This is a genomic window from Ravibacter arvi (assembly GCF_039540405.1).
GTDB lineage: Bacteria > Bacteroidota > Bacteroidia > Cytophagales > Spirosomataceae > Ravibacter > Ravibacter arvi.
In genome coordinates this window covers 98,014-123,909 of sequence record NZ_BAABEY010000005.1, presented here as the reverse complement: position 1 = coordinate 123,909, position 25,896 = coordinate 98,014, and the positions used below count along the sequence as shown (strand labels likewise).

Annotated in this window: 20 protein-coding genes and 1 other RNA gene; 19 read left to right on the top strand and 2 right to left on the bottom strand. The window is 50.7% G+C overall.

Going from position 1 to position 25,896, the window contains the following annotated elements:
* Positions 1–93: 93 nt before the first annotated feature.
* From bshC to ABD852_RS03655, 16 genes are all read left to right on the top strand, one after another.
* A complete protein-coding gene (gene bshC / locus ABD852_RS03730; protein WP_345026675.1) occupies positions 94–1,659 on the top strand; it encodes a bacillithiol biosynthesis cysteine-adding enzyme BshC in 1,566 nt (521 codons plus the stop codon).
* Entirely contained in the window at positions 1,656–2,237 is a 582-nt protein-coding gene (locus tag ABD852_RS03725) for a 5-formyltetrahydrofolate cyclo-ligase (RefSeq protein ID WP_345026674.1), read from the top strand. Before bshC ends, ABD852_RS03725 begins: the two co-directional genes overlap by 4 nt.
* A gap of 114 nt (positions 2,238–2,351) precedes the next feature.
* Positions 2,352–3,164 (top strand): enoyl-ACP reductase FabI, encoded by an 813-nt coding sequence (locus ABD852_RS03720; protein ID WP_345026673.1) that lies wholly within the window; start codon positions 2,352–2,354, stop codon positions 3,162–3,164.
* 258 nt (positions 3,165–3,422) lie between these two features.
* Entirely contained in the window at positions 3,423–4,052 is a 630-nt protein-coding gene (locus tag ABD852_RS03715; RefSeq protein ID WP_345026672.1) for a hypothetical protein, read from the top strand.
* Positions 4,053–4,218: 166 nt separating this feature from the next.
* A complete protein-coding gene (locus ABD852_RS03710) occupies positions 4,219–4,650 on the top strand; it encodes a PepSY-like domain-containing protein (protein WP_345026671.1) in 432 nt (143 codons plus the stop codon).
* A gap of 409 nt (positions 4,651–5,059) precedes the next feature.
* Positions 5,060–7,363: a 5-methyltetrahydropteroyltriglutamate--homocysteine S-methyltransferase gene (gene metE, locus ABD852_RS03705; protein WP_345026670.1), complete on the top strand. Its 2,304-nt coding sequence runs from the start codon at positions 5,060–5,062 to the stop codon at positions 7,361–7,363.
* A 194-nt stretch (positions 7,364–7,557) separates the two neighbouring features.
* Positions 7,558–9,060, top strand: a complete 1,503-nt coding sequence (locus ABD852_RS03700; protein WP_345026669.1) for a M28 family peptidase — start codon at positions 7,558–7,560, stop codon at positions 9,058–9,060.
* Positions 9,061–9,210: 150 nt separating this feature from the next.
* On the top strand, positions 9,211–10,002 hold the full coding sequence (zupT, locus tag ABD852_RS03695) for a zinc transporter ZupT (protein WP_345026668.1): 792 nt from the start codon (positions 9,211–9,213) through the stop codon (positions 10,000–10,002).
* 186 nt (positions 10,003–10,188) lie between these two features.
* Positions 10,189–12,096 carry a phosphoglycerate dehydrogenase gene (gene serA, locus ABD852_RS03690; protein WP_345026667.1) on the top strand — a complete coding sequence of 636 codons (1,908 nt, stop codon included), beginning with the start codon at positions 10,189–10,191 and terminating at the stop codon, positions 12,094–12,096.
* Positions 12,093–13,172 (top strand): aminotransferase class V-fold PLP-dependent enzyme, encoded by a 1,080-nt coding sequence (locus ABD852_RS03685; RefSeq protein WP_345026666.1) that lies wholly within the window; start codon positions 12,093–12,095, stop codon positions 13,170–13,172. Before serA ends, ABD852_RS03685 begins: the two co-directional genes overlap by 4 nt.
* A gap of 178 nt (positions 13,173–13,350) precedes the next feature.
* Positions 13,351–13,548 (top strand): hypothetical protein, encoded by a 198-nt coding sequence (locus tag ABD852_RS03680; RefSeq protein ID WP_345026665.1) that lies wholly within the window; start codon positions 13,351–13,353, stop codon positions 13,546–13,548.
* A gap of 209 nt (positions 13,549–13,757) precedes the next feature.
* Positions 13,758–14,363, top strand: coding sequence for a SprT-like domain-containing protein (locus ABD852_RS03675; RefSeq protein WP_345026664.1), 606 nt, complete (start codon positions 13,758–13,760; stop codon positions 14,361–14,363).
* Positions 14,338–17,691: a type IX secretion system sortase PorU gene (gene porU, locus ABD852_RS03670; RefSeq protein ID WP_345026663.1), complete on the top strand. Its 3,354-nt coding sequence runs from the start codon at positions 14,338–14,340 to the stop codon at positions 17,689–17,691. The genes ABD852_RS03675 and porU overlap by 26 nt, the downstream gene beginning before the upstream one ends.
* A gap of 107 nt (positions 17,692–17,798) precedes the next feature.
* Positions 17,799–18,995, top strand: a complete 1,197-nt coding sequence (porV, locus tag ABD852_RS03665; RefSeq protein ID WP_345026662.1) for a type IX secretion system outer membrane channel protein PorV — start codon at positions 17,799–17,801, stop codon at positions 18,993–18,995.
* 74 nt (positions 18,996–19,069) lie between these two features.
* Positions 19,070–20,344 carry a M16 family metallopeptidase gene (locus tag ABD852_RS03660; protein ID WP_345026661.1) on the top strand — a complete coding sequence of 425 codons (1,275 nt, stop codon included), beginning with the start codon at positions 19,070–19,072 and terminating at the stop codon, positions 20,342–20,344.
* 68 nt (positions 20,345–20,412) lie between these two features.
* Positions 20,413–21,084 (top strand): bifunctional 4-hydroxy-2-oxoglutarate aldolase/2-dehydro-3-deoxy-phosphogluconate aldolase, encoded by a 672-nt coding sequence (locus ABD852_RS03655; protein ID WP_345026660.1) that lies wholly within the window; start codon positions 20,413–20,415, stop codon positions 21,082–21,084.
* A 3-nt stretch (positions 21,085–21,087) separates the two neighbouring features.
* Here ABD852_RS03655 and ABD852_RS03650 read toward each other — a convergent pair whose 3' ends face one another.
* Together ABD852_RS03650 and mltG are read right to left on the bottom strand one after the other, a co-directional pair.
* Positions 21,088–21,510, bottom strand: a complete 423-nt coding sequence (locus ABD852_RS03650) for a hypothetical protein (RefSeq protein WP_345026659.1) — start codon at positions 21,508–21,510, stop codon at positions 21,088–21,090.
* A gap of 114 nt (positions 21,511–21,624) precedes the next feature.
* Positions 21,625–22,662: an endolytic transglycosylase MltG gene (mltG, locus tag ABD852_RS03645; RefSeq protein ID WP_345026658.1), complete on the bottom strand. Its 1,038-nt coding sequence runs from the start codon at positions 22,660–22,662 to the stop codon at positions 21,625–21,627.
* 282 nt (positions 22,663–22,944) lie between these two features.
* On the opposite strand from mltG, the gene ABD852_RS03640 reads away from it, so the two are divergent.
* The 3 genes from ABD852_RS03640 to rnpB all read left to right on the top strand — a co-directional run bounded on the left by ABD852_RS03640 (position 22,945) and on the right by rnpB (position 25,854).
* Positions 22,945–23,934: a Smr/MutS family protein gene (locus ABD852_RS03640; protein ID WP_345026657.1), complete on the top strand. Its 990-nt coding sequence runs from the start codon at positions 22,945–22,947 to the stop codon at positions 23,932–23,934.
* Positions 23,931–25,418: a DUF4403 family protein gene (locus tag ABD852_RS03635; RefSeq protein ID WP_345026656.1), complete on the top strand. Its 1,488-nt coding sequence runs from the start codon at positions 23,931–23,933 to the stop codon at positions 25,416–25,418. Before ABD852_RS03640 ends, ABD852_RS03635 begins: the two co-directional genes overlap by 4 nt.
* Positions 25,419–25,452: 34 nt before the next feature.
* Positions 25,453–25,854: RNase P RNA component class A (rnpB, locus tag ABD852_RS03630), an RNA gene on the top strand.
* Positions 25,855–25,896 lie beyond the last annotated feature (42 nt).

Sequence of the window (25,896 nt, the reverse complement as noted above, 5' to 3'; positions counted from 1 at the left end):
AAGGACAAAACTCATCTTTAAAAGCTTTTGGGGAATTATGAAGGCGCCTTTTGACGTTAGGATAAAATACCGGAATTCTCCGATTTTCTGTTTATGACACAACATTATCTTGAGCTGCAGCAGACCGGGCAGTTCCCAAGGCTTCTTACCGATTACCTCGCCGAAAAACCGGAGCTAAGGTCGTTCTACTCGCATTACCCCAGGTTGGAAAACTTCCGGCACCTCATCGACCAAAAAGCTTCATTTGAGCTTAGTAAGCGCGAGCAATTGGTAGCTGTTCTCGAAAAGCAATACCAGGATCTGCCCGAAAAACCGGATTTCTCATCACTTCTCAGTCCCAATACCTTTACGGTAACCACGGGTCATCAGCTCAATATTTTCGGCGGACCGCTGTATATTGTTTATAAGATTGTCACTACGATCAATCTTTCGCGCCTGCTTAAGATCTCGTACCCCGAATATGATTTCGTCCCCGTTTATTGGATGGCGACTGAAGATCACGACTTTGCGGAAATCGCGTCGGTAAATGCATTCGGCAGGACTTACACCTGGCAGCACGAAGCCTCAGGTGCGGTCGGTGAGCTCAATCCGCGTGAGCTGGCCGCCATGGCCTCGCGGTTCCCGGAGCCGGCTGGCCTTTTCGAACGCGCCTATGGTGAAAATGATACACTGACCGGGGCAGTCCGGCAATACATGCATGAGCTTTTTGGTAAAGCCGGGCTGATTTGTCTCGATGCGGCCGATGCCGACCTCAAACGCCAGTTTCTGCCGGTTATTAAAGACGAGCTCACGGAAGTAGCCTGCGCCGATATAGTAGCGCAAACCTCCGCCAAATTAAATGGGATGGGGTATGACACCCCGGTTCATGCCCGTGAGATCAATCTTTTCTATCTGCAACCCGGCCTCCGCGACCGTATCGTCAGAAACGGTGACGAATACCGTCCGCTCGGTTCCGGTATCCGGTTCGACCGGGAAACAATCTTTCAGGAAGCAGAAGCACACCCCGAACGGTTCAGTCCGAATGTTGTACTGAGGCCACTTTACCAGGAGTGGATCCTGCCCAACCTCGCCTATGTGGGTGGCCCCTCGGAAATTCCTTACTGGATGCAGTTGAAAGGCATTTTCGAGCACTATAACGTGCCATTCCCGGCGCTTATCCCCCGCAATTTTGCTCTATACGTGACCGCATCGGAAGAGCGCCGCATGAAAAAGCTGAAGCTCAGTTACCAGGACGTATTTCGCGGGAAAGAGGCGCTCCGGAAAAAAATAGTAGAAATGAGCGCCGAGCACAACCTGTTTCTGGATGACGAAAAAGCTGAGCTAAAGGCACTTTTTGACAAAGTATCCGCCAAGGCAAAAGCGGTGGACGTCACCATGGAAGCGGCGGCCCTTGCCGAAAAAACAAGGTGGCTCAAATCGTTCGGCAAACTGGAAAAACGGATCCACAAGGCAGAAGAAAGAAAGCACGGCATAATACTGGGGCAACTTCAGACGGTATTGGACAGCTTTTTCCCGCGCGGCATTCCCCAGGAAAGGTTCGCCAATTTCCTGGATTTTCATTTGGCCAACCGACATTTTATCCCGAATCTCTTCCTGATGTTTGACCCGCTCGATTTCCGTTTTGTCATTATGGAAGAAGGTGTCGCGGAACAGCCATGAACAAGGATGAGCTGAGAACCATCTACAAAAAAAAGCGGGCGTTACTGACGGATGAAACCATCGGCGACTGCTCAGCCGGAATCGGAGACAAAATTGTGTCCTGGCTGTCCGAACATCCGGAAATCAGGCACCTTCATACCTTTTTGCCTGCCCGGAATAAAAAGGAAATAGACACCTTCTCCATCATCCGGAGGATTGCAACCGACTTCCCCGTGATCCGGATCGTCGTTCCACGCATGGCCGCCCGGGAGCCGTTGCTTTCACACTATCTTTTCACCGAAAATACCGGCACTTCCCTTAATCGCTGGGGTATTCCCGAACCAACCGGCAATGATACGATACCGGCGCGGCTTATCGACGCCGTGCTGGTGCCGATGCTGGTCTGTGACCGGCAGGGCCACAGAGTCGGCTACGGAGGCGGCTACTACGACCGGTTCTTGGCAGAATGCAGGCCCGATACCTGGAAAATAGGCATTTGCTGCTTCGAGCCCGTGGACAAAATTTCAGACCCCGGTTGGCACGACATCAGGCTGGATGCCTGCGTGACTCCCCTTGGCTTCCGGAACTTCGGAAATTAGCTCCGCTCCCTTCGTGTTTGTGAACCGAATCTTTTGTCCCAATGCAAATTATAGCATACATTTGCCGGCACAACACCGATCATATTACCAACCCAATAACAAATTATTTGCATTATGGCTTACGGTTTACTAAAAGGCAAAAGAGGAATCATCTCAGGAGCTTTGGATGAAAATTCAATCGCCTGGAAGGTAGCGTTGAAAGCAAAAGAAGAAGGAGCCTCTCTCGTATTGACAAATGCCCCTGTGGCCATGCGTATGGGAGCGATCAGGGAGCTGGCCGACACTACACAGGCTGAGATTATCCCGGCCGACGCAACCGTTGTGGCCGATATTGAAAATCTTTTCTCCCGGTCTACCGAAGTGCTGGGCGGTAAAATTGACTTTGTACTCCATTCAATTGGCATGTCGCCCAATATCCGGAAAGGCAAAGAATACGGGGACCTCAACTATGAGTGGTTCCAGAAAAGCCTTGACATTTCCGCTTTGTCACTGCATAAATTTCTTCAGGTTGCCGAAAAACAGGATGCCATTGCGGAGTGGGGTTCGGTAGTTGCCCTTTCCTACATTGCAGCACAGCGGACCTACCCGTTTTATACGGACATGGCCGATGCCAAAGCAACACTGGAAAGCATTGCAAGAAGCTACGGATATCGCTACGGGAAACTTAAGAATGTACGGGTAAATACCGTTTCGCAGTCGCCCACCAAAACTACCGCAGGCAGCGGAATAGGTGGCTTCAACTCGTTTTACGATTTTGCCGACAAGTTGAGCCCGCTGGGAAATGCTTCGGCAGACGATTGCGCCAACTATGTAATTACCCTGTTTTCTGATCTGACCCGGTTAGTGACCATGCAAAACCTCTTCCATGACGGCGGATACTCGTCCACCGGCATATCCGAGGAAATAATCGAGGTCTTGAACAAATAGGAAGAGACCGGCTGTCGGAAATCAGCGCTTTGCGTTACCGGCCGCTAATCCCAACTAATATAACTGCCCCCAAAGAAGACAATCTAAAAATCGTCTTCTTTGGGGGCAGTTATATTCTTTCCGGTCCAACGGAAACCTTTTTACAAAGTTTTGGACAATTTTCTATCTATTTGTCAAATTAAATTTAATTATCTTCTGAAGGATAAATCGCAATTGCGCCTTCTATATTTGCCTTGTCAACTTAACCCCTCGATTAAAATGATACTCAGCAGAAGAAAATTCCTCGCATCGTCGGTGCTGGGCACCGGCGCATTATTGTCCACTACTTTCTTTGCTTTCGGGACATTTTCACCCGGACCGGAAAGCACCTTAGACCGGTACCTGGAAATGATCCGCGCAAAAAAAAGCCCTGAAGCTCTGGATCATGATCCGGCACTCAGGTCTGAATACGAAAAACATGCATCAGCTTTATCGGAGTCGGGCTACGCGGCATTGACACCGTTTGTGTCCGAAGAGATCTGTATAATCCCCTTCAGACTCGGCGGTACCGGATTAGGCTTATCAGACCTGGCCGTTCTTTTTTTTGAGCAGGATAAAAACCAAATCTGGCAAAAAAGCGCCACGCTGACGGGCTTTCAGCTGGAGGCACTGGTCAAATCGGCTGGCAAATGGGACTACGACGCTTTACCCGGCTTATTTACACCGGCTTTAAGCAACGACCCCACATCTGCACACACGATCAGCTGTCGGTCTGCAAAACTTCGGATCAAGACGTTTATAGGTCCCGGGAACACGTATACCCAACTGAAAGTAACCACTGCAAACAACTACACGTTCCAACAGGAAATTACCTCGGAACACCCGTATAAGAGCGTACGTATTGCCTGACAGCAGACCGTCATTTTACCGCCGGTTTTCACCTATCAAAAAAAAATCCGAAAAAAAATAGGGTAAGCACAGATCTCGTTGTCACTATGACAAGGGGACATCCCTTACGAAAGGGAATTACCCGAAACCCAAAAAAAGTAGGGGAAAACAAAAAACGAAATACGATATGAAAGGTAAGTTTTGGATGCTGCCGATAGTTTTACTTCTCATTGCCAGTGCTTGTTCAAAAGAGTCGGTAGTTCCCGAAGAAAAGCTCCCTGCCTCCATACAGAGCTACATCAGCACACATTTTCCAGGCGACTCCATCCTCCAGGTAGTAAAAGACCGCGAGTGGGCCAACACCTCTTATGAAGTTATCCTGGATGGCTCCACGAAACTGGAGTTCAACAAGAAAAATGAGATCAAAAGCATAGAAAGTGTTACGGAACTCCCGGCATCGGTTATCCCGTCCAAAATAAGCGCTTACGTCGAAGAAAAGTACCCGGATCGTTTCATCAGAAGCTGGGAGCTCGATGATAACCGGCAGGAAGTTGAATTGGACAATGGTATCGAATTGGTATTTAACCTGGAAGGAGGCTTTCTCCGGATAGACACCTAGATTTTTATAACCCTCCATACCCGGCCCGGATTGCTCAAGCAGTCCGGGCTTTTTTTGTGGATTTCAGTGCAGACAAAATTTCCTGGGCATTCGGGAAAATTCATTTTATAAAAACAAAAACACTACAATATATATATAAAATAGATTTAAAATCTAAAATAACTTTATTATCTAGATTAATAGTTCATAAACAAATCAATATCCAGTTATTTGTAAAAATTTGAAGGATTCCGGCGTCGAAAACAGCGTGACAGCCGGGTGAGCGCCGCACAAGGATCGTGGGCCGGCCATTGGCAGATGTGCTGCTGTAAACGGTTGATGGGATACCGGAAACTTCCGGCCCTGTGTCACGCAAAGGCAGTTCGTCCCGGACAATTCAAAGTGATCTACAACCTTTTAAACAATCACCATGTTAACACAAAATTTGGGATACCCCCGCGTGGGCAGCCGGCGCGAACTGAAAAAGGCTGAAGAAAAGTTCTGGAGCGGGGCGGTTTCAGCACAGGAGCTGGATCAAACAGCACGCCACATCCGGCAACAAAACTGGGAAACACAGCGAAAGGCGGGAATAGACCTGATCCCTTCCAACGACTTTTCGCTTTACGACCAAATCCTGGATACCTGCCTGCTTACCGGCGCTGTCCCCGAACGGTACCAGCCCCTGGTAAAAAAGGATCCGCTTACGCTCTACTTTGCCATGGCGCGCGGATTGCAGCAGGAAGGAATTGACATAGGAGCGATGGAAATGACCAAATGGTTCGACACCAACTACCATTACATAGTTCCGGAATTCACAAAGGACCAGGAGTTTAAAAGGATATCCGACAAACCCGTAAAAGAATTTGAAGAAGCGAAAGCACTTGGCATCGTTACCAAACCCGTACTGACAGGCCCGGTGACATTCCTTGCGGTCGGGAAGGAGAAAGAGCCCGGCTTTGACCGGATCGACCTGCTCCCGAAGCTGCTTCCTATTTATACGGACCTCCTTCAGGAGCTGGCCGACAAGGGCGCAGAATGGGTCCAGTTGGACGAACCTGTACTGGCCACAGATCTATCGGAGCGTCAGCGGCACGCCTTTTCTTTGGTTTACAGCGCCCTTCGTGCGGCTGCCCCGAACCTCAGGATCCTCTTAGCTACTTATTTCGGAGACCTGCAGGAAAACCTGGAGACTGCACTTTCCTTGCCTGTGGACGCCATCCACCTCGACCTGGTACGGTCGCCTGAACAACTCGAAACACTGCTCCTCAACACCGGCTTCGTACGGTCAACCAGGCAACTATCGCTAGGCGTTGTAGACGGACGGAATATTTGGAAAAACGACTTCCAAAAGTCACTTCACCTTATCCGGAAAGCTGAAGAAGTTCTCGGAAAAGACAGGCTCATAATTGCTCCTTCCTGCTCGCTGCTCCACGTTCCCTATGATCTGGACACTGAGACAGCGCTTCCCGGGGACATCAGGAACTGGCTCGCATTTGCAAAGCAGAAACTGTCGGAAACCAAAATTCTCGCTCAGATTTTCCTGGACAAACGCCCCTGGAGTGAATGCCCGGTGTACCTGGAAAACCAAAACGCGGTTCAACAACGGCAACAATCAAACAAAATCCACAAAGCCGCGGTAAAAAGCCGGGTCGCAGGTATCCGACCGAAAGACAGCGAAAGAGGAACAACTTTTTCGGAACGCCAGTCCTTCCAGCACAAACAGCTCGGACTTCCTTTGTTTCCTACCACCACCATAGGCTCTTTCCCTCAAACCGAGGAAATGCGCCGGCTAAGAGCCGCATATAAAAAGGGAGCTGTAACCCTGGAAGCTTACGAGGCTGCGATCAGGGACGAAATTGTTGCCTCTATCAGGTGGCAGGAAGAAGTCGGCATGGACGTACTGGTTCACGGCGAATTCGAAAGAAACGACATGGTTGAATACTTCGGCGAGCAGCTTTCCGGATTTGCATTCACACAAAATGGCTGGGTTCAAAGCTACGGAAGCCGTTGCGTAAAACCTCCCGTTATCTACGGAGATGTGGATCGTCCGACTGCCATGACCGTGCGCTGGTCTTCTTTTGCGCAGGAACAAACCGCGCTGCCGGTAAAGGGAATGCTCACCGGGCCGGTAACCATTTTACAATGGTCGTTCGTCAGGGATGATCAGCCTCGCAGAGACACCGCCTTCCAGATTGCCCTGGCCATACGCGATGAGGTAATTGATCTGGAAAAAGCAGGCATTAAAGTCATACAAATTGACGAGCCTGCGATCAGGGAAGGCCTGCCGCTCCGGAAATCCGGGCACAAAGCCTATCTCGACTGGGCAGTGGAAGCCTTCAGACTGAGCGCTTCCGGTGTGAAAAACGCTACCCAGATCCATACACATATGTGCTATTCGGAATTTAACGATATCATTGGATCCATTGCGGCGATGGATGCCGATGTCATTACCATTGAAACTTCGCGGTCACAAATGGAATTGCTGGATGCATTTGCCGACTTTGAATACCCCAACGAGATCGGCCCCGGTGTGTATGACATTCATTCACCACGCATTCCGGCGGCGGGAGAAATGGTCGGTCTCCTGAAAAAGGCACTCAAATCCATTCCCCCGAAAAACCTTTGGGTAAACCCGGACTGCGGCCTGAAAACAAGAAAATGGCCTGAAACAAAAGCAGCGCTTGTCACCATGATAGACGCCGCCCGGACACTCAGAGAAGAAATCTCCCGCTAACAGGCATTCAACGGCCGGCCGTGACTTCAATCTTCTGCAACAAAGAGGATCAGGCGCGGCCGGCACAGGCGCGGCCGGTCAGACTAGGCCGATTCGAATTTATTAAGTAGTTTAACGGCGTATTGTAAGAAAAATCCTGATGAAATGGCCTTCATTGGTCAACTCCTCATAGCCAACCGCTCAAAGCTAACCGTATGAAACGTTCGTCACTCCTGGTCACTATCCTGTTTACCGGCACAGCCCTGTTATCCCACGCACAAAAAGAGCCCGAATTCACGCTTAAAAAGGAAGAACTGGAATCACACCTGCGCTTTCTTGCTTCAGATGAACTGGAAGGGCGCCGCACCGGAGAACAAAGCAATCGCGTGGCGGCCAGGTACATTGCGGAACAGTTCAGGAGATACGGCGCCGGCGTGGTGCCGGGCCAGCAAACTTATTTTCAGCCTGTTGTTTTTGACAAAACCACCAATGATCAACCGGGGGTGCTCCTCGCGGATGGGGATACGCTCGCCTACGGAAAGGAGTGGTTCACGATCTCCGGAAACGCCACCCGGACAGAAGCTCCGGTAGTTTACGCAGGATATGGCCTTGAAAACAGTGAAAAGGGCTGGGACGACTACAAAGGCCTCGATGTGAAAGGCAAGATTGTGCTGGTGCAAAGCGGGCTGCCGGAATCTCAATCTCCCCGGGAAAGCCTGCAGGCGGGCGCTTCAAAATTACGCCTGGCAGCCGGCAAAGGGGCCGTTGCACTCATTGAGCTATATGGTGCAACCACACCCTGGAACTTCATCAATACTTACCTCACCGGCGAAAGACTGGGCTTGGCGGAAACCCCTGCCGAAGAATACGCGACCATCCCCCATCTCTGGGTAAACGGTAAGGAACCGGCCCTGACCAAAAAGCTTCGCGAAGCCAAATCCCTTAAGCTGGTAACAGAGGGGCGGTCCATAAAAAAAGTAACCAGCTACAACGTAATGGCCTACATTGAAGGATCCGATCCGAAGTTAAAGGACCAATACCTGACACTTTCCGCACATTACGACCATGTTGGCGTCGGACGCCAGGGCGGGCAGCCTTACACAGCCGAAGATAGTATTTTCAACGGCGCGCGGGACAATGCCTTCGGCGTCTCTGCCGTACTGGCCGCAGCCAGGTCTTTCTCTGAGCTCAAACCCAAAAGATCTGTATTTCTTCTCGCCTTTACAGGTGAGGAATTGGGGTTGCTGGGGAGCCGCTACTATGCCCAAAACCCCGTATTACCCCTTAACAAATGCGTATTTAACCTCAATTGCGATGGAGCGGGCTACGACGATACCGGCATCATTTCCGTAATCGGTCTCGACCGGACAGGAGCAAAAGCAGAAATAGAAAAAGCAGCGAAAACCTTCGGATTGGAGGTAATAGGCGACCCCGCCCCCGAGCAAAACCTCTTTGACCGATCGGATAACGTCAATTTCGCGATCAAGGGGATTCCTGCACCGACCTTCACACCCGGCTTTAAAGAATTCGACGCCGATATCATGAAATACTACCACCAGGCGATCGACAACCCCGAGAGTATCGACTTTGACTACCTGCTTCGATATAGCAAAGCCTACGTACGCGCCGCCAGGCTGATTGCCAATCGCACTACACCACCTCAATGGTCGGCCGGCGACAAATACGAAGAGGCTGCCAAGTCGCTCTATGGAAAGTAAAATCCGGCAGGAACTGTCGGCCAAAACCTTGTCAAATCAACGTGTTAAGCAGTTCTGAAAAAATATTTAGACGAGTCTAAATATTTTTTCAGTTCATAAGTCAATTTGGTTATTTTTGTGCAGCACAAATTATCCTATTGAACTGAAATTTTGGAACAGCCTATTACCACAGCCTTTCTGCTGACCCTCCTGGCCGGTATCTCCACGGGCATCGGAAGCGGCATTGCCTTGATGGCACGAAAAACGAATACGCGCTTTCTATGCGTTTCACTCGGTTTCTCGGCAGGTGTCATGTTGTACGTTTCCTTCATGGAATTGCTTCCGCAATCACTCAAAGGCCTTGCTGCCGAGTGGGGCGAAAAAGCCGGAACGCTCTATATGCTCCTTTCTTTTTTCGGGGGCATAGCACTCATAGCGCTGATCGACTTACTGGTACCACCGGCCGCTAACCCGCACGAAGTACACGGCGTAGAAGACATGCACAAAAAGACAAAGCTCAAACGGGTCGGAACCGTCGTGGCACTTTCTATTGCCATTCACAATTTTCCTGAAGGCATCGCTACTTTTACCTCGGCCCTTGTCAGCCTGGAAATTGCAATCCCGATTGCGGTGGCAATTGCCATACACAACATCCCGGAAGGAATAGCAGTGGCTGTACCGATCTACCATTCAACCGGCAGCAGGTCAAAAGCCTTCTGGTACTCCTTTGCCTCGGGACTTGCCGAACCCATAGGCGCTCTGATTGCCTATCTTTTCCTTCTTCCGTTCTGGTCAGCGACCATCAACGGTATTGTTCTTGCCGCAGTCGCCGGTATTATGATCTTCATTTCGCTCGACGAATTGCTCCCCACCGCTGAAAAATTCGGTGAGCACCACCTCGCCATCTGGGGAATGATCGCCGGCATGCTGCTCATGGCCGGGAGTTTGTATTTGTTTATATGAGGTGTGAGGTATGAGGTATGAGCGTTGCCAACCCTCACCCCCCACACCTCAAACCCCACACCTCAAAAACATAACTTTTCAAAGACACATTACCACATAACCCACATAATGCATATGTAATCTATTTGGGAATACAGGTTCTCTGATTGATTCGTAATTTTGTATAAAATCACCCTAATGTATGATATGGCAACTGCAACCATCAATGCTCCTATCCTGTATGTAATTGACTTTGACAGCACCTTTACGAAAGTCGAGGGCTTGGACGAACTCGCTTCCATAGCGCTGTCGGGACAATCGAATCAATCTTCAATAGTTGCACAAATTCGGGATCTGACGGATATGGGCATGAATGGGGAAATTTCGTTTTCGGAAGGACTCAGAAAGCGTATCGAGTTGCTTTCCGCCAACAAAAGCCATATACAGACACTGGTCGAATATCTGCGTACCCAGGTCTCCAACTCATTCCTCAGGAACAGGCAGTTTCTCAGCGAGCATGCTGAAAATATCTATATCGTTTCCAGCGGGTTTAAAGAATTCATTGTGCCGGTGGCGGCGGAATTAGGCATTCTTCCCGACCATGTACTTGCCAACGAATTTCGTTTCGACCAGGAGGGCAATATCATCGGCATCGACGAAAGTAATCCGCTTGCCTCCGACGGCGGAAAAATAAAGGCTTTGCAAAGCCTGCAGCCGGAAGGCGAAGTTTACGCCATCGGCGACGGCTATACGGACTACGAACTGCGCCAGTCAGGGCTTGCCAGCCGTTTCTATGCTTTTACCGAAAACGTAAGGCGGGAAAAGGTCGTGGCAGTGGCGGATTATGTGGTGGCTTCACTCGACGAGTTCCTGTTTCACAATAAACTGGACCGAAGCCAATCCTATCCTACAAGCCTTCTTAAAGTGCTTCTTCTTGAGAACGTCCATCCTGCGGCCGTCGAGGCCTTCCGCAAGGACGGGTTCCAGGTAGAATTCCTGAAAGGCGCGCTCGACGAAGACGAATTGTGCGAGAAAATAAAGGATGTCGCCATCATCGGCATCCGGTCCAAAACAAACATTACACGGAAAGTCCTTGAAAACGCCAACCGTCTTATGGCAATAGGTGCTTTCTGTATCGGCACCAACCAGATCGACCTGGATGCGGCGACCGAAAAAGGGATCCCTGTATTCAATGCTCCTTATTCAAACACCCGCTCGGTGGTAGAATTGGCGATCGGAGAAATTATACTCCTGGTCCGCAACTCCGTTACCAAAAGCAATAAAATGCACCGTGGGGAGTGGGACAAGTCAGCCATTGGCAGCTACGAAATCCGTGGCAAAAAGCTGGGGCTGGTCGGGTACGGAAGCATCGGCACTCAACTTTCAGTAGTAGCCGAAGCGATGGGTATGGAAGTTTATTTCTATGATGCAGTCGAGAAGCTTGCGCTTGGAAACGCAAAAAAAGTAAGCTCCCTGGATGAGCTTCTCAAAATTTCCGACGTTATCAGCCTCCACGTGGACGGACGCAAAAGTAACGCGGCCATGATAGGCAAACGGGAATTTGACCTCATGAAAGACGGTGTTATTTTCCTTAACCTTTCGAGAGGCCACGTGGTAGATATTCCTGCGCTTGCGGAAGCCATTAAGAGCGGAAAAATTGCCGGAGCAGGGATCGACGTATTTCCCCATGAGCCCAAAACGAACAATGAACCTTTTGTGAGCGAGCTGCAGGGCCTTTCCAATGTGATCCTGACTCCGCACGTAGGAGGCAGCACTCTCGAGGCCCAGGAAAATATCGGGAAGTTCGTGCCCGCAAAACTGCTCGAATATATGAACAACGGAAGTACCTACGGAAGCGTCAACTTCCCGGAAGTTCAGTTGCCCAAACTCACCGATTCGCACCGGATTCTGCATATCCATGCCAACGTTCCGGGTGTGCTCGCAAAACTCAACAGCATCTTCGGCAAAAACAATATCAACATCACCGGTCAGTACCTTAAGACTAATGAATCGGTGGGCTACGTGATTGTGGATATCGCCAAGGGCTACGACCGCGAATTCCTTCGCGAAGTACGGGCGATTGATGGAACCATCCGTTTTAGAATGTTATATTGATGCAGACTTACTTTACGCCGGGCCCGGCCCAGCTCTACCCGACATTTGAGAAACACCTGAAAACCTTTGTTGACCGCCAGCTTGGCTCAGTCTCTCACCGGAGCCAGGTGTACCGCGAGTTGCATGCATTCACGGTCAGTCAACTGAGGTCCCTTCTCAGCGTGCCCGATACGCACGCCATTCTTTTTCTCGGTTCCGCCTCGGAAGTCTGGGAACGGATTCTTTTAAGTATGGTAGAAAAAGAAAGTTTCCACCTGGTAAACGGGTCATTTTCACAGAAATTTTATCAGTACGCATTGGCCGCCGGCAAAAAAGCGACCAAAATGGAAAAGGCGCCGGGCAACGGCTTCGACTTTGACGAGATAACCGTCCCGGAAGAAGCCGAGCTCATTTGTACCACCCACAACGAGACAAGCTGCGGCGTGCAAATGACGGAAACAGAGATTCACCGCCTCAAAGAGGCGCACCCCGACAAAATGATCGCGGTTGACATGGTCTCTTCGGCTCCCTACCCTGCCCTGGACTATAGCCTGGTGGATACCGCTTTCTTCTCGGTGCAAAAAGCCTTCGGCCTTCCCGCCGGGCTTGGAGTCTGGATTGTGGGCAAACAATGCCTGGAAAAAGCAATCCTTCTCAAGGAGAGAAAAGGCCTTTCCATCGGTGCACACCACGACTTGCCGACGCTCTGGAAGAACGCTCTGAATAACGAAACCCCTGCCACCCCGAATGTGATGCTAATCTACCTGTTGGGGAAAATCGCAGCGGATATGAACGATAAAGGGGTAGACACGATCCGGAAAGAGACCGAGAAAAAGGCCGGTCTCCTCTACGGTTTTGCCCGGGCAAATGATGCATTTTCTCCATTTGTACTTTCTGAACATCACCGGTCGCGGACGGTGGCGGTGCTGGATACGCAATTACCCGCCGCTGAAATAATTGCCCGCCTGAAAGAGCGCAACCTCGTCATCGGCAGCGGCTACGGCGACAAAAAAGCCACTCAGGTAAGGATAGCCAACTTTCCGGCAACCGATGTCGCGCAGATAGAAGCGCTGGTATCGGAATTAGCCAAGATCTAATCTTTACAATACCGCAGCTGTTCTCCGGAAAAGGGGATTCAAAATAAAACAATGCTGCAATATAACTTTCTAAGGAAATTTTAAGTTCTAGAAAAAATACAACGTCAAAAATTTGGAAGCGGAGATAAAGATCCCTTAACTTTGTTGCACAAATTCAAACAAAATTCACCAGAAGAAAATGAAAAAGATCTTAGCATTCGCGATCGCCGCCACTATGGTTTCTTTCGCAGCTTGTACTAGCAAACCATCAGAGACTGAAGTAGTTGAAGAAACTACTGAAACTGTAGTTGAGCCGGTTGCTCCTGAAGCAGACACTACTGCTACTGACACTGCTGCTCCTGCTGATACTACTGCTGCTCCTGCTCCCGCTAAATAATTTTAGCCGGGTCTGAAGCACTGCAAAGTACACAAGACTAGTCAAGAAGGCTGGAAACCCTGGTTTCCGGCCTTCTCTTTTTACAAGCCGTCCGGATTCTACCGGCCCGGTGCTGCACGACTTGATTATTCCGCTCTATTTTGTTAACATTATGCAAAAAAAGTAGTGGGCATACATCTGCCGCCGCAACGTCAACCACGTTTTTTGCTTTGTTTTTAACACAAATTTCCGCGTTAGTCCCCCCTGTTGCTGTTCCCTATTGCGTGGAGCTAAAAGAAAAGTACGATTTTGAGTTCAGGGTCTCCAGGCCACGGCGAACCCGGCTGGGCGATTTCACCTACCGCCCGGGGTGCCGGCCGGTCATTACGGTCAACGCGAACTTAAATCCGTACAGCTTCCTGATCACTTACCTTCATGAAGTTGCACACTGCGCCGTGTTCCGGCGGTACCGGCGTAAAGTAGCCCCCCATGGGTCGGAATGGAAGACAACCTTCAAAGAGATTCTGCTTCCCGTTATCCGACCGGATTATTTCCCCCCTGACGTACTGGCAGCCCTGGCAGCATACGCCCGAAACCCCAAAGCCACCACGTCAGGAGACAGCCGGCTTGCCGAGTCCCTGAAAAAGTACGATAGCCAGGTAGAAAACGGCAATAAAAGGACCTTGCGCCATCTGGATGAAGGCAGTTTATTCGTTTTCAATGGGCGGGTATTTTCCAAGGGCCCGCTCCGCAGGACCCGGGTTCTGTGTACGGAAAAGGCATCTAAGAAAAAATATACCATAGCGGCCCATGCGCTGGTGGAAGAAGAATTATAACGCCAAAGCTTTTTGGTACCTGCTATTGTGGTTTGTACCGATCAGCGCCTTTTCCCAGCAAGGTTCGGTGCTTGCTACCGGCGATTGGTTCAAAATCGGTGTCACCGCCACCGGTGTTTACAAACTCGACGCTGCCTATTTCAAAAAAGCAGGAATTGACATTAGCGGGATCCCGGCCGGGCAGGTGCAAATTTTCGGAAACGGCAGCGGCATACTTCCCCAGGCCAACGCGAAACCGCGCCCCCAGGACCTTCTGCCGGTCGCCATTCAGGTGGAAACCAACAATGCCGGTATGACGGAGGCAGTGTATTTTTACGGCGAGGGACCTACCCGAATATTTCCCGACGAGACGGAAAACCGGTACCGGCACGAGATTAATCCCTACACCGACACCACCTTCTACTTTTTCACTTTCCAGCACCCGCGGAATGTCAGGATCCAGGCGAAAAACACGCCGGTACCGGCAAACCCGATCCCTGTGCATACTTTCGAAGACTACTGGTTTTATGAAAAAGAAGCCGTCAATCTCCTGCGCTCCGGCCGCGAATGGTGGGGAGATTACCTCGGGACTACCAATTTTCTCAATCTCGAAATTGATCTTCCCGGGCTCGTACAGGGACGGGAGGCTATACTGGATTTCAGCGCAATAGCTGCCGCACAGGTTCCTACTAAATTCAGATGGCAAACCAACGGAAAACCGATCGGCGAAGCAACCGCCGGTACCGTTTCCACTTACCGGTATGATCTGAAAGCCCAAAAAGTTGCCGCGCGGTACACATTTGCACCGGATGCCGGAGAAAAAATAAAGCTTTCCCTGACCTATGACAAAAGCGGGCAGCCAGGCGCCACAGCCTACCTCAACCATGTCAGCCTGCAAACCAGTCGCTCGTTACGGGCCTTTGCCACGCCTACCATTTATCGGTTCCCGGCAGCGGATGCCAAGAACAGGGTGTTGGTTTTCTCGGACTTGCCTGAAGATTTCCTGCTTTGGGACGTTAGCAATCCGCTTCTTCCGGCACAGATCACCCTTCACAAAAAAGAAGCTAACGAAAGTTGGGCGGTACCGGTTTCCCCCGGGGAGAGTGGCAGCCTGATAGGATTTACCAAGAAACAGGTACTTATTCCTTTTCCGGCTTCAAAAATACCCAACCAGGACATTCATTCTTCGCCTGTTCCCGATATGATCATCGTCACCGCTGAAGAATGGCTTGCAGAAGCCGAACGCCTGGCCGATTTCAGACAGTCTAACGACGGTCTCAAAGTAGCCACCTTCACCATCCGGCAGGTATTCAACGAATTCGCGTCAGGCAAACCCGATGTAACCGCCATACGGGATTTATGCCGTTACTTCTATCAGCGTGAACCCGGACGCCTGAAATACCTGCTTCTTTTCGGTGACGCCACGTACGATTTCCGGAATAAGGAACTTGTTTACTCACCACAGCAAAGGGCTGCGTGGGTACCTTCCTACCAAAGCCGGGAATCACTCCATCCGGTGTATACCTACGCGTCGGATGATTACTTCGCCCTGCTCGACGACGATGCGGGGACATGGCCGGAGGAAGAGGCCGGCGACCATCTTTTACAAATCGGCGTGGGGCGCCTTCCGGTAAAAAACAAACAGGAAGCAGCTTTGGTTATTCAAAAGCTGATTGACTACGCGACTATCTCCGACCGCGGTCCCTGGCGAAACAAAATCACTTTCGTGGCGGACAATGGCGACAGCAATATTCACCAGCAACATGCCGACGCGCTCGCTACGGTGGTGAGTGAAAACTTTCTTGCCTCAAGGGTATTTACCGATGAGCTCCCCTTGGTGGCTACCGCGCTCGGCAACCGCGCTCCTGCTATCAATAAGGAAATCAGGCGAAAAATCAATGAAGGTTCCCTCATCCTGAATTTTACCGGGCATGGCAATGAATCGGGATGGACGGATGAGCAGATCCTTACACTCGCTGACATGCAGTCTGCAGGCGGTTACAACAATATGCCGGTATTGGTCACAGCCACTTGCGAATTCGGCCGCTATGACAACCCGGCAGTCGTATCCGGGGCCGAGCTGATGCTGCTGAGCCCCCGGGGGGCGGGCATAGGCGCCATGACCACCACACGACCGGTATTTTCAAGTACCAACTTTGCTATTAATAAGGCGTTTTACCAGACTTTATTATCGGGGACGAGCAGGCTGGGAGACCTTTTCAAAACCACTAAAAACGGAAGTTTTGCAGGCGCCCTGAACAGAAATTTCACCCTCCTTGGAGACCCCGCCATGAAGCTTGCTTTACCCGAAAAAGGGATCAGGTTAAGGGCCGATACCCTCAGACCCCTCGAAATGACGGTACTGGAGGGAGAAATATTTGATCCGGAGACCGGTCGCCCCGACGTGGCTTTTGAAGGCATAGCCGAAATCACGCTCTTTCGCGCGCCTACCCGGTTTGAAACGCTGGGAGCCGTAAGCCCGCCGGCCGCCTACAATGAATACCGGGACCGCCTGTTCAGCGGCACCGTTACAGTTTCAGGCGGGAAGTTTACACTCCGGTTCAGGATGCCCGACGGCGATCAAAATGAAGTACAAACGGGCATCGCTGCGGTTTATGCGCACACCAATGACGGTAAAGCCGATGCCGGCGCCTTGATAAAGACCTCTATCGGACCGTCAAAATTACCTCCTCCGAACGATACGGCCGCCCCGGTTGTCCAGGCTTTTTTAAACGATTCTACCTTCAGGAACAACCAGGAAATAGCCGCTAACCCGATCTTGCTGGTAAAAATTTCGGATGATTCCGGCCTGACAATGTCCGGCGAGGGAAACGGATGCAGGGTTTCAGCCATCCTGGACGATACGCTGGAAATCCCGGTCACCGAATATTACCGGGCCGACACCGATGCTTTCCAAACGGCAAAGGTCGAAATGCCGCTCACTATTGAGTCGGAAGGAAACCACAGGCTCACCCTATCATTTTGCGATATAGCCGGGAACCAGGCCCAGACAGAACTTACCTTCCGGATCCGGAAGGACACCGGCTTGAAACTGAAATCTGCCGTCCTATTCCCGAACCCCTTCCGGGATCAATTGACCTACCGGCTAACGCATAACCGCGCAGGCCAGGACCTGGAAGTCCGCTTCCGTATTTTCTCCAGGGACGGAAGGCTTCTTTTCGAAAACGAATCCACTTTTTACAATGCTCCTTCGGTAGTAAGCAGAACGGTCATCCCGTTCACTAAAATAAAACCTGAGACACAATTATACCTTTATGACCTAACGGTACGTTCTTTAGGGGAAATGACAGTGGACCGGGTGAGCGGCAAGTTAATTCACAGAGACTGAATAGGTCAAAAGAATTGTAAAAAACTAATATAAAAACTATTTTCGCAGCGGATTCATCCGCTCATATCCATGGCTGGCCCATATCGCCAATTGCAAAAGCACATTTTATGAAACGTATTTTAGCAGTACTGTCCATTACCTTCCTCCATCTGGGCGCCCTCGCTCAACCCGTTAACAACTCCGACAAGACCATTGGCCGTATCCCGGCCGGCTCTACGCTGGCATTTCTCAACATCGCACCCGATGCACGAAGCGCCGCCCTCGGCGATGCAGGCGTAGCCGCTACCCCCGATGCAAATGCCACTTACTGGAATGCATCAAAACTTGCATTTATCGAACAGGACCACGGCCTTTCCCTTTCATATACGCCATGGCTCGGCGACCTGACCGACGACATGTTTATCGGTTACCTCACCGGCTTTAAAAAACTTGAAAAAGGACAAACCATTGCCGGCTCGCTCCATTACATGAACAATGGCGAAATAGACCTGCGTGACGGAATGGGCGGGTCCCTGGGAAACTACAACTCAAAGGAGCTTGCTCTTTCCGGTACTTATAGCCGCCAATTGAGCAGTAAACTCGCATTGGGGCTCACCCTAAAGTGGATTTACTCCAACCTGGCCGGTAACAACGTGGGCACCGGCGCCTCCGTTAAACCCGCAAATACCGCTGCCGGTGACATCAGCCTTTACTACAACGACGGCTTCAAGGACCAGACTTCCGGAAAAGAATTCACTTACGGGCTGGGGCTTACCTTTTCCAACTTCGGCGGTAAAATCAGCTACGGTTCCGGCAGCTACTTTATTCCGACCATGCTTCGGCTTGGTGGCCGGATTACCTATTCCGGCGACGGTATTCACAAATTCAACCTCTTGCTGGATGCCAACAAGCACATGGTACCCACCCCGCCGTATCTCGAAAACTATGTTGACGGCAACGGTAATACGCAAACAAGGGTGGTAGCCGGCCGCAGCATGGCAGACCTTGGCCTGATGAAGGGCGTGTTCGGCTCCTTCTCCGACGCCCCGGACGGCTTCAGCGAAGAGCTCAGCGAAATCGCGGTTGCAACGGGGCTGGAATATATCTACCACGATGTTTTTGCCGCACGGGTCGGATACTTCGGCCAAAGCGAGAAAAAGCTCGGCCACAGCAACGTTTCTTTCGGTCTCGGTGCGAAATTCAAAAAGACATTCAACGTGGATTTCGCCTATATGATACCGCTCCGCCAGGCTTCGCCTCTGGCCCAGACCTGGAGACTCACTTTAGGCTTCGCGCTCAACAAAGCGACTGACGTCGCAGAGTAAACGTCTTTTTTTGTATTCCCGGCGAATGACTACCGTTAACAGAAGTCATTCGCCTTTTTTATTTTCTTTTTTCGATGCACAACAGAACCCTCCCGCCACCATTCAAGCCGGTCCCTGCACCCGTCATCCCGAGCTCTCAAAAGAGGATACTCGACAATGGTGTGCCCTTGTACTGGATCAGCATCGGCGACCAGGAAGCCATCCGTATCGAATGCATTTTCCCGGCGGAAAACTGGACATCGCCGCACCCAAGAGAATCCTTCTTCGCCATAAAAATGCTGATGGAAGGAACCCGGTCCAGGAGTTCCGTACAGATCAGCCAGGCGTTGGATCTTTACGGTGCCTTTACGGAGACCGTTCATACGCCGGATTACTTCGGGATATCCATTTATACCATGCCCCGCTTTCTGGGCAATATCCTCCCGGTAGTGGCTGAAATCCTGGATGAAGCATCTTTTCCTGAGAAAGAATGGGACAACCTCATTAATATCGTCCGCCAACAGCTGAAAGTCAACCTGGAACAGAATTCCTGGCTGGCAGCGTCAAAATTCAAGTCCCTGTTGTTCGGAGATCACTCCCGGTACGGCTATTCACAAAATGAAACGGACCTCAACGGGATACAGCTGCAGGATGCCCGGAATTTCTACGAAGGCCATATAAAAACAGCCCCCTACCTGCTTTTTGCCTCCGGCAAAGTATCTGACGAATCAGTCGGGTTGCTTGAGAAATATCTTGGAAACCGCCCGCTCTCACCAAAGACGCCGGCGACCGTGCCGGTATTACCCGCAACGGTACCCACAGGCGGACCGCTCAGAATAGAAAAACCGGGCAGCAGCCAGTTTACCGTCCGGATGGGAAAAAGGGTTCCCGGGCGCCTGCATCCCGACTATTTCAATATGCTGGTGACCAACGAATTGCTGGGCGGCTATTTCGGGTCACGGCTCATGAAAAATATCAGGGAAGAAAAAGGGCTTACCTATGGCATATCCTCCTATCTGCCTGCGCTGAAAGACTCGGCCTATTTTATGATCGCCACTGACGTCAATAAGGAAGCATTGACCGAGTTATCGGATGAGGTCCGGAAAGAACTGGCCGCGCTCCAAACCCAACCGGTTTCCATACAGGAGCTCGAAAAGGTTAAAAACGTAATGGCCGGGGAATTCGCCCGGTCGCTGGGAACCGCCTTTGAAATTGGTGATCTCAATCAAACTACTATTATTTGCGGTTTACCGGAAGACTTTTATGCCAACTACCTGGACCGCTTGCGGGCCGTCACCGTGGAAGACGTACAGTCAACAGCCCGGCAGCTTTTCGACGCCGATACCCTGGTAGAGGTAATTGTCGGCTAGTGCACCATGCGGGAAACCGCTGCGATAGTTCGTCTTGTTAATAAAGCACTACAGTAATTCATTTCCATATGACGCAAAATAAAAAAGAAGCCATCCTGCAAACCCTGCAACACGACGGGATTCTGCCGCTTTTCTATCATCCTGATTTCGAGGTCGCAAAAGCAGTTCTAAAAGCCGCGTACGACGGCGGAAGCCGTATTTTTGAATTTACCAACCGGGGAGAAGGCGCGCTGGAAGTTTTTAAGCCCCTGGTGGCATACGCCAAGGCGGAGCTGCCGGGATTATGGCTTGGCATCGGCACCGTTTACGACGCGCTAACTGCAAAGGTTTTCATCGACAACGGGGCTGATTTTGTAGTTCAGCCCATCTTCAACGCGGCAGTAGGAACTGTTTGCCAGGAAGCCGGCATTCCCTGGTTTCCGGGGGTTTCCACCCTGACTGAAATTTACAACGCAAGGCTTTCGGGCGCTGATATTGTCAAGCTTTTTCCCGGCGATGTACTCGGATCCAAGTTTATCAAGGCTATCAAAGGCCCTATGTCTGATGCCAGGATTGTGGTAACAGGCGGTGTCAAGCCGACACATGAAAGTCTAAAAGAATGGTTTGATGCCGGCGCTTATGCAGTTGGCCTGGGTTCCAATCTTTTCCCGAAAGACCTGATCGAAACCGGCAATTTTGAGCAAATTACCGGTTTGGTGCGCGATAGCCTGGCTATTGCGGCTAACGTCCGCCAACGATAACGCTTACTGGTTGTTTATCCTGAAGTCGATCAGGTAATCTTCCAGTTTTGGTTTCTTCCCTTCCTTCGGGTAGGGAAGAACCCTTTCTACATAGAGTGCATAGCGGTAGCCGCCCAGGTCAAAGATCTTTCCGCTGTTCTTTTCAACACTTCCCCGGAAAACCGTCTCTACCATCACCGAGTCAGTCTGATCTTTTACAAACAAAGTCATATCCACTCTGCCGTCCTGAACGCAGATTACGTTTTGGGGACAGCGCGTATCGGTCAGCGAAACGAGCGATACGGCGAGCTCCCGGGACGCGTTGCCCGGAATTTTCACAACACTTTTTGAATCTAAACTATTCAATGGCAGCGGCTCGGAATCCAGGGCTTTACACCCCAGAAGAGCTGCTGAAACCGAAAAAATCAAAACAGTGACAAATTTCATAGATGTTGATGCGCTTTTTTCTCTCTATATCAATTAAGACCCGCCATACTGCAACAAAGTTGTAAGTAGAGCGACTTTTTTTTACAGATCTTTCAAGCGGCCAACAACGACCCGTTATTTGCGTATTTGCAATTTATTCAGGGCATTTTGGTATTGCTGTGCATTCAGGGCGTGCTCACCCAGGGTTTCGGCAAAAGCATGGTACCCGGAGAAATCGGCCTTTGCACACATGTACAGGTATTGGTGCTGTTCCGGGTTCAGTACCGCATCAAGCGAATTAATATCAGGAAGCCGGATCGGGCCCGGCGGCAGTCCGGTGTAACGATAGGTATTGTAAGGAGAATCCACCTGCAGCTGGTGAAGCAGTACCCGTTTGATCCCGAAGTCGCCCAACGCGAATTTCACGGTGGGGTCCGCCTGTAACGGCATCCCTTTTGAGAGCCTGTTCAGATAAAGCCCGGCTATCCGGGGGCGCTCATCGGCTTTCCGCCCCTGCTCTTCCTCTACAATTGAAGCCAGAACTGACACCTCATCCGGCGATAAACCGAGCGCCTTGGCCTTGGCCCGGCGATCGTCATTCCAGAACCGCTTGTATTCGCTATGCATCCTGTCCAGGAAAGTTTCAACCGGCACATCCCAATAAATATCGTAGGTATTGGGGATAAAGATGCTCACGATCTTCGTGGTATCCAGTCCATACTTATCCGTAATGCGCCTGCTGGCGAGTGCCTTTCGCAAACCTTCCTTTCCGAATTCGAATTTGGGGCCGATGCGGTCGATCAGGTCACTTTTCAACCGGATGTTGTTAAAGGTAAGCCGCACAGGATCCTGCTTCCCGTCCCGGAGTTTCTCCACCACTTCAGCATTGGTCGCATCCGCCTCAATCACGTAGCGACCGGGCTTCACCGCCTCCTGGTATTTCTTCGCCTTCGTCATAAACGCAAACGAGACATGGTCCTGCACCACATCATACTTTTTCAGCGTGTCCAGAACAGACTTATAGGTAGCCCCTTTCGGTATATAAAGTACAAAACTCTTCGATTTCCCAACCTGCAGATTGGGCGTTTTGAACATTTGCCAAAAATAAAAAGTGAAGGTTACTGTTACGATTGCGAGTGTTAGAAAAATCCCAATCTTTAGATTCCTTGACATAAGTTTGTTCCGAGACATGATGGTGCGTGCAAAGTTCGCAAAATTTCGCGACTCCCTTCGTAAATATTGTCTTTATAACAAGGGAAGCACCGTTATCCCCGCACCCCTCAGACCGCTGTGAGTCTTCCTGGTACGGAAATATTTTACCTGCCCGCGCCGATCGCCCGACCAGCTGCAGCAGCGCATCTATTAAAAAAATGGCGGTTAATGCATGAACTCAGAAATATAGAGAGATGGTTATCTTTGCAAACCGGTAAATACACTTCGGATACAAATCAGATCATGAACATAGGTAGTAAAGTAAGGCTCCTTCACGGAAAGGAGGAAGGAATAATCACGAAAATCAAATCCGGCAAATACCTGGAGATTGATTTGGGAGATGGGTTTAGCATTCCGGTACTGGCCAATGAGGTGGTGCTTATTTCTCCAGAAGAGAAAAAAATAGCCCCGGTTGCTGAAAATGCGGCGCCGTTCCGGCCGAGGCAGACTGCCCCGGGGGGAGTAGTTGCTTCAACTGCATTTGCGACAAAGGGGATCTATTTTTCGTTTGTTCCTATCAACGATCGCGAGGTAGTGCTGCACCTGGTCAACCTGACAAGCTGGCAATTGCTTTTTACAATCTACGGAAGAACCGGGGCGAATACGAAGGGACTTGCATCGGGTGTATTGACTGAAAACCAGTCGCACCAGGTCACCAAATTGCTTTTGAAGGATTTTGAATCTTGGCCGGTCTTCGAAACGCAGGTTCTTTACTACCACCCCGACCGGTCGCCCGAGAGTTTCATCCTGGAACATTCGCTGCGGTGCCGGATCCAGAGTTTTCATAATCAGCTGCAAAAGGCTCCGCTACTCGGCGTAAACGCACATGTCTACCAGATTGACGCCTCCTCTCCGAAACCTCGGAACGAGAAAATCGAGGCGTCTGAAATACGGGCGAAAATGTTGGGTGCCGATAATGACAAAGTCGCCCAACCACCTCTCCAGGGGCGGCTTCCCGCACAAATTGACCTCCATCTGGCAGCGCTGAATGAAGAGGCTGCCGGTTTGTCAAACGCGGCAATTCTAGAGCTTCAGCTGACCGCATTTAAGAATTATCTCGAACAGGCCATTGCCGGCGGCCTGGCAGAAATCACCATTATACATGGCGTCGGCCAGGGTACCCTGCGGCAGGAAATTCACAGGCTTTTGAGCAAGCATCCCAACGTGGCCAACTACAAAGACGCTCAAAAGGAAAAGTTTGGGTATGGCGCTACGATTGCCCGTCTGAAATGAACCACACCATTTGGGCGTTCGGCAGACGAACCGAACGCTCCGGCTTTCTGACCTTATACCATTTGAAAATACCCGGGCTTGCGGTGCTGCTTCTGTGTCTGCAACTCCGGGTTTCCGGCCAGAAGCTTCCCCCAATTCAACCACCCACACCAAAATACCTTTATTCGGAAATGGAGATTCAGTCGGACCAGTTCAGATCGTCTTTGACCGTTAGCGCACAAATGCCCATCGCCGAGCTTGAAACACAACTCAACAAGGCATTGACCGGCCTGATTTATGAAGACAAAAGCTATGAAGACGACGACGGCGATAACCTGAAGGCCAAAGTCTGGAAGCTGGGCAACATCAAAATAGAAGCCGTCGGGAATCATTTTTTGTTTGACATGCCGCTCAAAATCTGGGCAAGCGCAGGCTATAAATTCAGCCCGCTCGGCTACACGCTGGAGGGGTACAAGGATACCGAATTCAAACTCCGCGTGAAGCTTATCAGTGAGATCTCTTTTTCCAAAGACTGGCAGCTGGTCTCGCAAACGCGTGTTGACAGCTACGACTGGATCACCGAACCCTCTGTTAGCGTCGCCGGATTTTCCATCCCAATCAAAGGGATGATCAGCCGGCTGCTTAACAAAAATGCAGCCAAAATCACCAGGGCTATCGACAAAGCAGTGCGGGAAAATATACACTTCAAAGACAAAATTGAGGCGGCCTGGGGGCTTGCCCAGGAGCCCGTCAAGGTTTCCGAGGCTTATCATACCTGGCTCATCAACTCTCCGGAATCAGTGGAGGCACAGCTTCCCAACGCACACGACGGCTATCTGAACCTCAACGTGGGGATCAAAGGCTTCACCCAAACAATCATTTCCAGTATCCCGCCTGTAAGAAGCACAGTTGTAAAACTTCCGCCCCTTAAAATTGTGGACAATTTGCCTCAATTGTTCAATATCGGGCTGATCTCTTCAATCAGCTATGAAGAGGCGTCCAAAATGGCGGAAGAATATTTCCGGGATAAAACTTACTATTTCTCAGGAAAGAAGTACTCCGTCAGGATAAAAGAAATTGAATTATACGGACAGGAGGACCACCTGATCATTAAGGCCGGCCTTTTGGGAAGTATCACCGGAAACGTCTACCTGAGAGGCGTGCCGCAATTCGACCCGGTTACCAAATCGGTTTACCTGGACCAGCTGGAATACGATCTTGACACCAGGAGCGTGCTTATCAAGGCGGCCAACTGGCTCCTGCACGGCAAATTTCTCAGAATGATGCGGGAAGCAATGGTTTTTCCGGTCGGTAAGGAAATGGATTCGCTTACCGAATCCGTACGTACCACTATGGCAGAACACGTTATCTCGGAGGGAATTGTGCTGAAAGGCAGCTTAAACGAGGCAGTCCCCGACAAAATCAACCTTACCCCCGGGCACATTTACACCGTCATCCGCGCGACGGGAAAGCTCGATCTCCACGTACAGAAAATAAACTACTGATCCTCTGGCAAGATATTTGCTAGGCTAGCCGGGAAGAACAAGTTGTCCTATCGCCGTGTCTCACCGGCATGGAGGAAAGTCCGGGCAACGCAGAGCACCATACTTCCTAACGGGAAGGCAGGCATCCGGCGACAGATGTCTGACAGACAGTGCCACAGAAAATATACCGCCGATGCCGGCTTGCCGGCACCGGTAAGGGTGAAATGGTAGTGTAAGAGACTACCGCCCGTCCGGTGACGGCCGGGGCAGGGTAAACCTTATGGGTTGAAAGGTCAAATAGGTGTCGGAAGGGGCTGCTCGCTCCGAATTTTTCCGCAAGGAATAATGCCGGCACGGGTAGACCGTTAGAGACGCCGGGTGACCGTCGTCCAAGATAAATGATAGGAGCTGCGCGCAAGCGTGGTTACAGAACCCGGCTTACAGACTTGTTCTTCCTTTTTTAAAGGCAACTATTTTCTAAAGATTGAAAAAAGCGTTT

Excerpts from the sequence above, each read along its gene's own strand:
- ABD852_RS03650 (WP_345026659.1), bottom strand. The coding sequence starts at position 21,510 with ATGAAATTTGTCACTGTTTTGATTTTTTCGGTTTCAGCAGCTCTTCTG.
- ABD852_RS03640 (WP_345026657.1), top strand. The coding sequence starts at position 22,945 with ATGAACATAGGTAGTAAAGTAAGGCTCCTTCACGGAAAGGAGGAAGGA.
- ABD852_RS03715 (WP_345026672.1), top strand. The coding sequence starts at position 3,423 with ATGATACTCAGCAGAAGAAAATTCCTCGCATCGTCGGTGCTGGGCACC.
- mltG (WP_345026658.1), bottom strand. The coding sequence starts at position 22,662 with ATGTCAAGGAATCTAAAGATTGGGATTTTTCTAACACTCGCAATCGTA.
- ABD852_RS03660 (WP_345026661.1), top strand. The coding sequence starts at position 19,070 with ATGCACAACAGAACCCTCCCGCCACCATTCAAGCCGGTCCCTGCACCC.
- ABD852_RS03710 (WP_345026671.1), top strand. The coding sequence starts at position 4,219 with ATGAAAGGTAAGTTTTGGATGCTGCCGATAGTTTTACTTCTCATTGCC.
- ABD852_RS03700 (WP_345026669.1), top strand. The coding sequence starts at position 7,558 with ATGAAACGTTCGTCACTCCTGGTCACTATCCTGTTTACCGGCACAGCC.
- ABD852_RS03655 (WP_345026660.1), top strand. The coding sequence starts at position 20,413 with ATGACGCAAAATAAAAAAGAAGCCATCCTGCAAACCCTGCAACACGAC.
- ABD852_RS03680 (WP_345026665.1), top strand. The coding sequence starts at position 13,351 with ATGAAAAAGATCTTAGCATTCGCGATCGCCGCCACTATGGTTTCTTTC.
- serA (WP_345026667.1), top strand. The coding sequence starts at position 10,189 with ATGGCAACTGCAACCATCAATGCTCCTATCCTGTATGTAATTGACTTT.
- porV (WP_345026662.1), top strand. The coding sequence starts at position 17,799 with ATGAAACGTATTTTAGCAGTACTGTCCATTACCTTCCTCCATCTGGGC.
- ABD852_RS03720 (WP_345026673.1), top strand. The coding sequence starts at position 2,352 with ATGGCTTACGGTTTACTAAAAGGCAAAAGAGGAATCATCTCAGGAGCT.
- ABD852_RS03725 (WP_345026674.1), top strand. The coding sequence starts at position 1,656 with ATGAACAAGGATGAGCTGAGAACCATCTACAAAAAAAAGCGGGCGTTA.
- ABD852_RS03635 (WP_345026656.1), top strand. The coding sequence starts at position 23,931 with ATGAACCACACCATTTGGGCGTTCGGCAGACGAACCGAACGCTCCGGC.
- porU (WP_345026663.1), top strand. The coding sequence starts at position 14,338 with ATGCGCTGGTGGAAGAAGAATTATAACGCCAAAGCTTTTTGGTACCTG.
- bshC (WP_345026675.1), top strand. The coding sequence starts at position 94 with ATGACACAACATTATCTTGAGCTGCAGCAGACCGGGCAGTTCCCAAGG.
- metE (WP_345026670.1), top strand. The coding sequence starts at position 5,060 with ATGTTAACACAAAATTTGGGATACCCCCGCGTGGGCAGCCGGCGCGAA.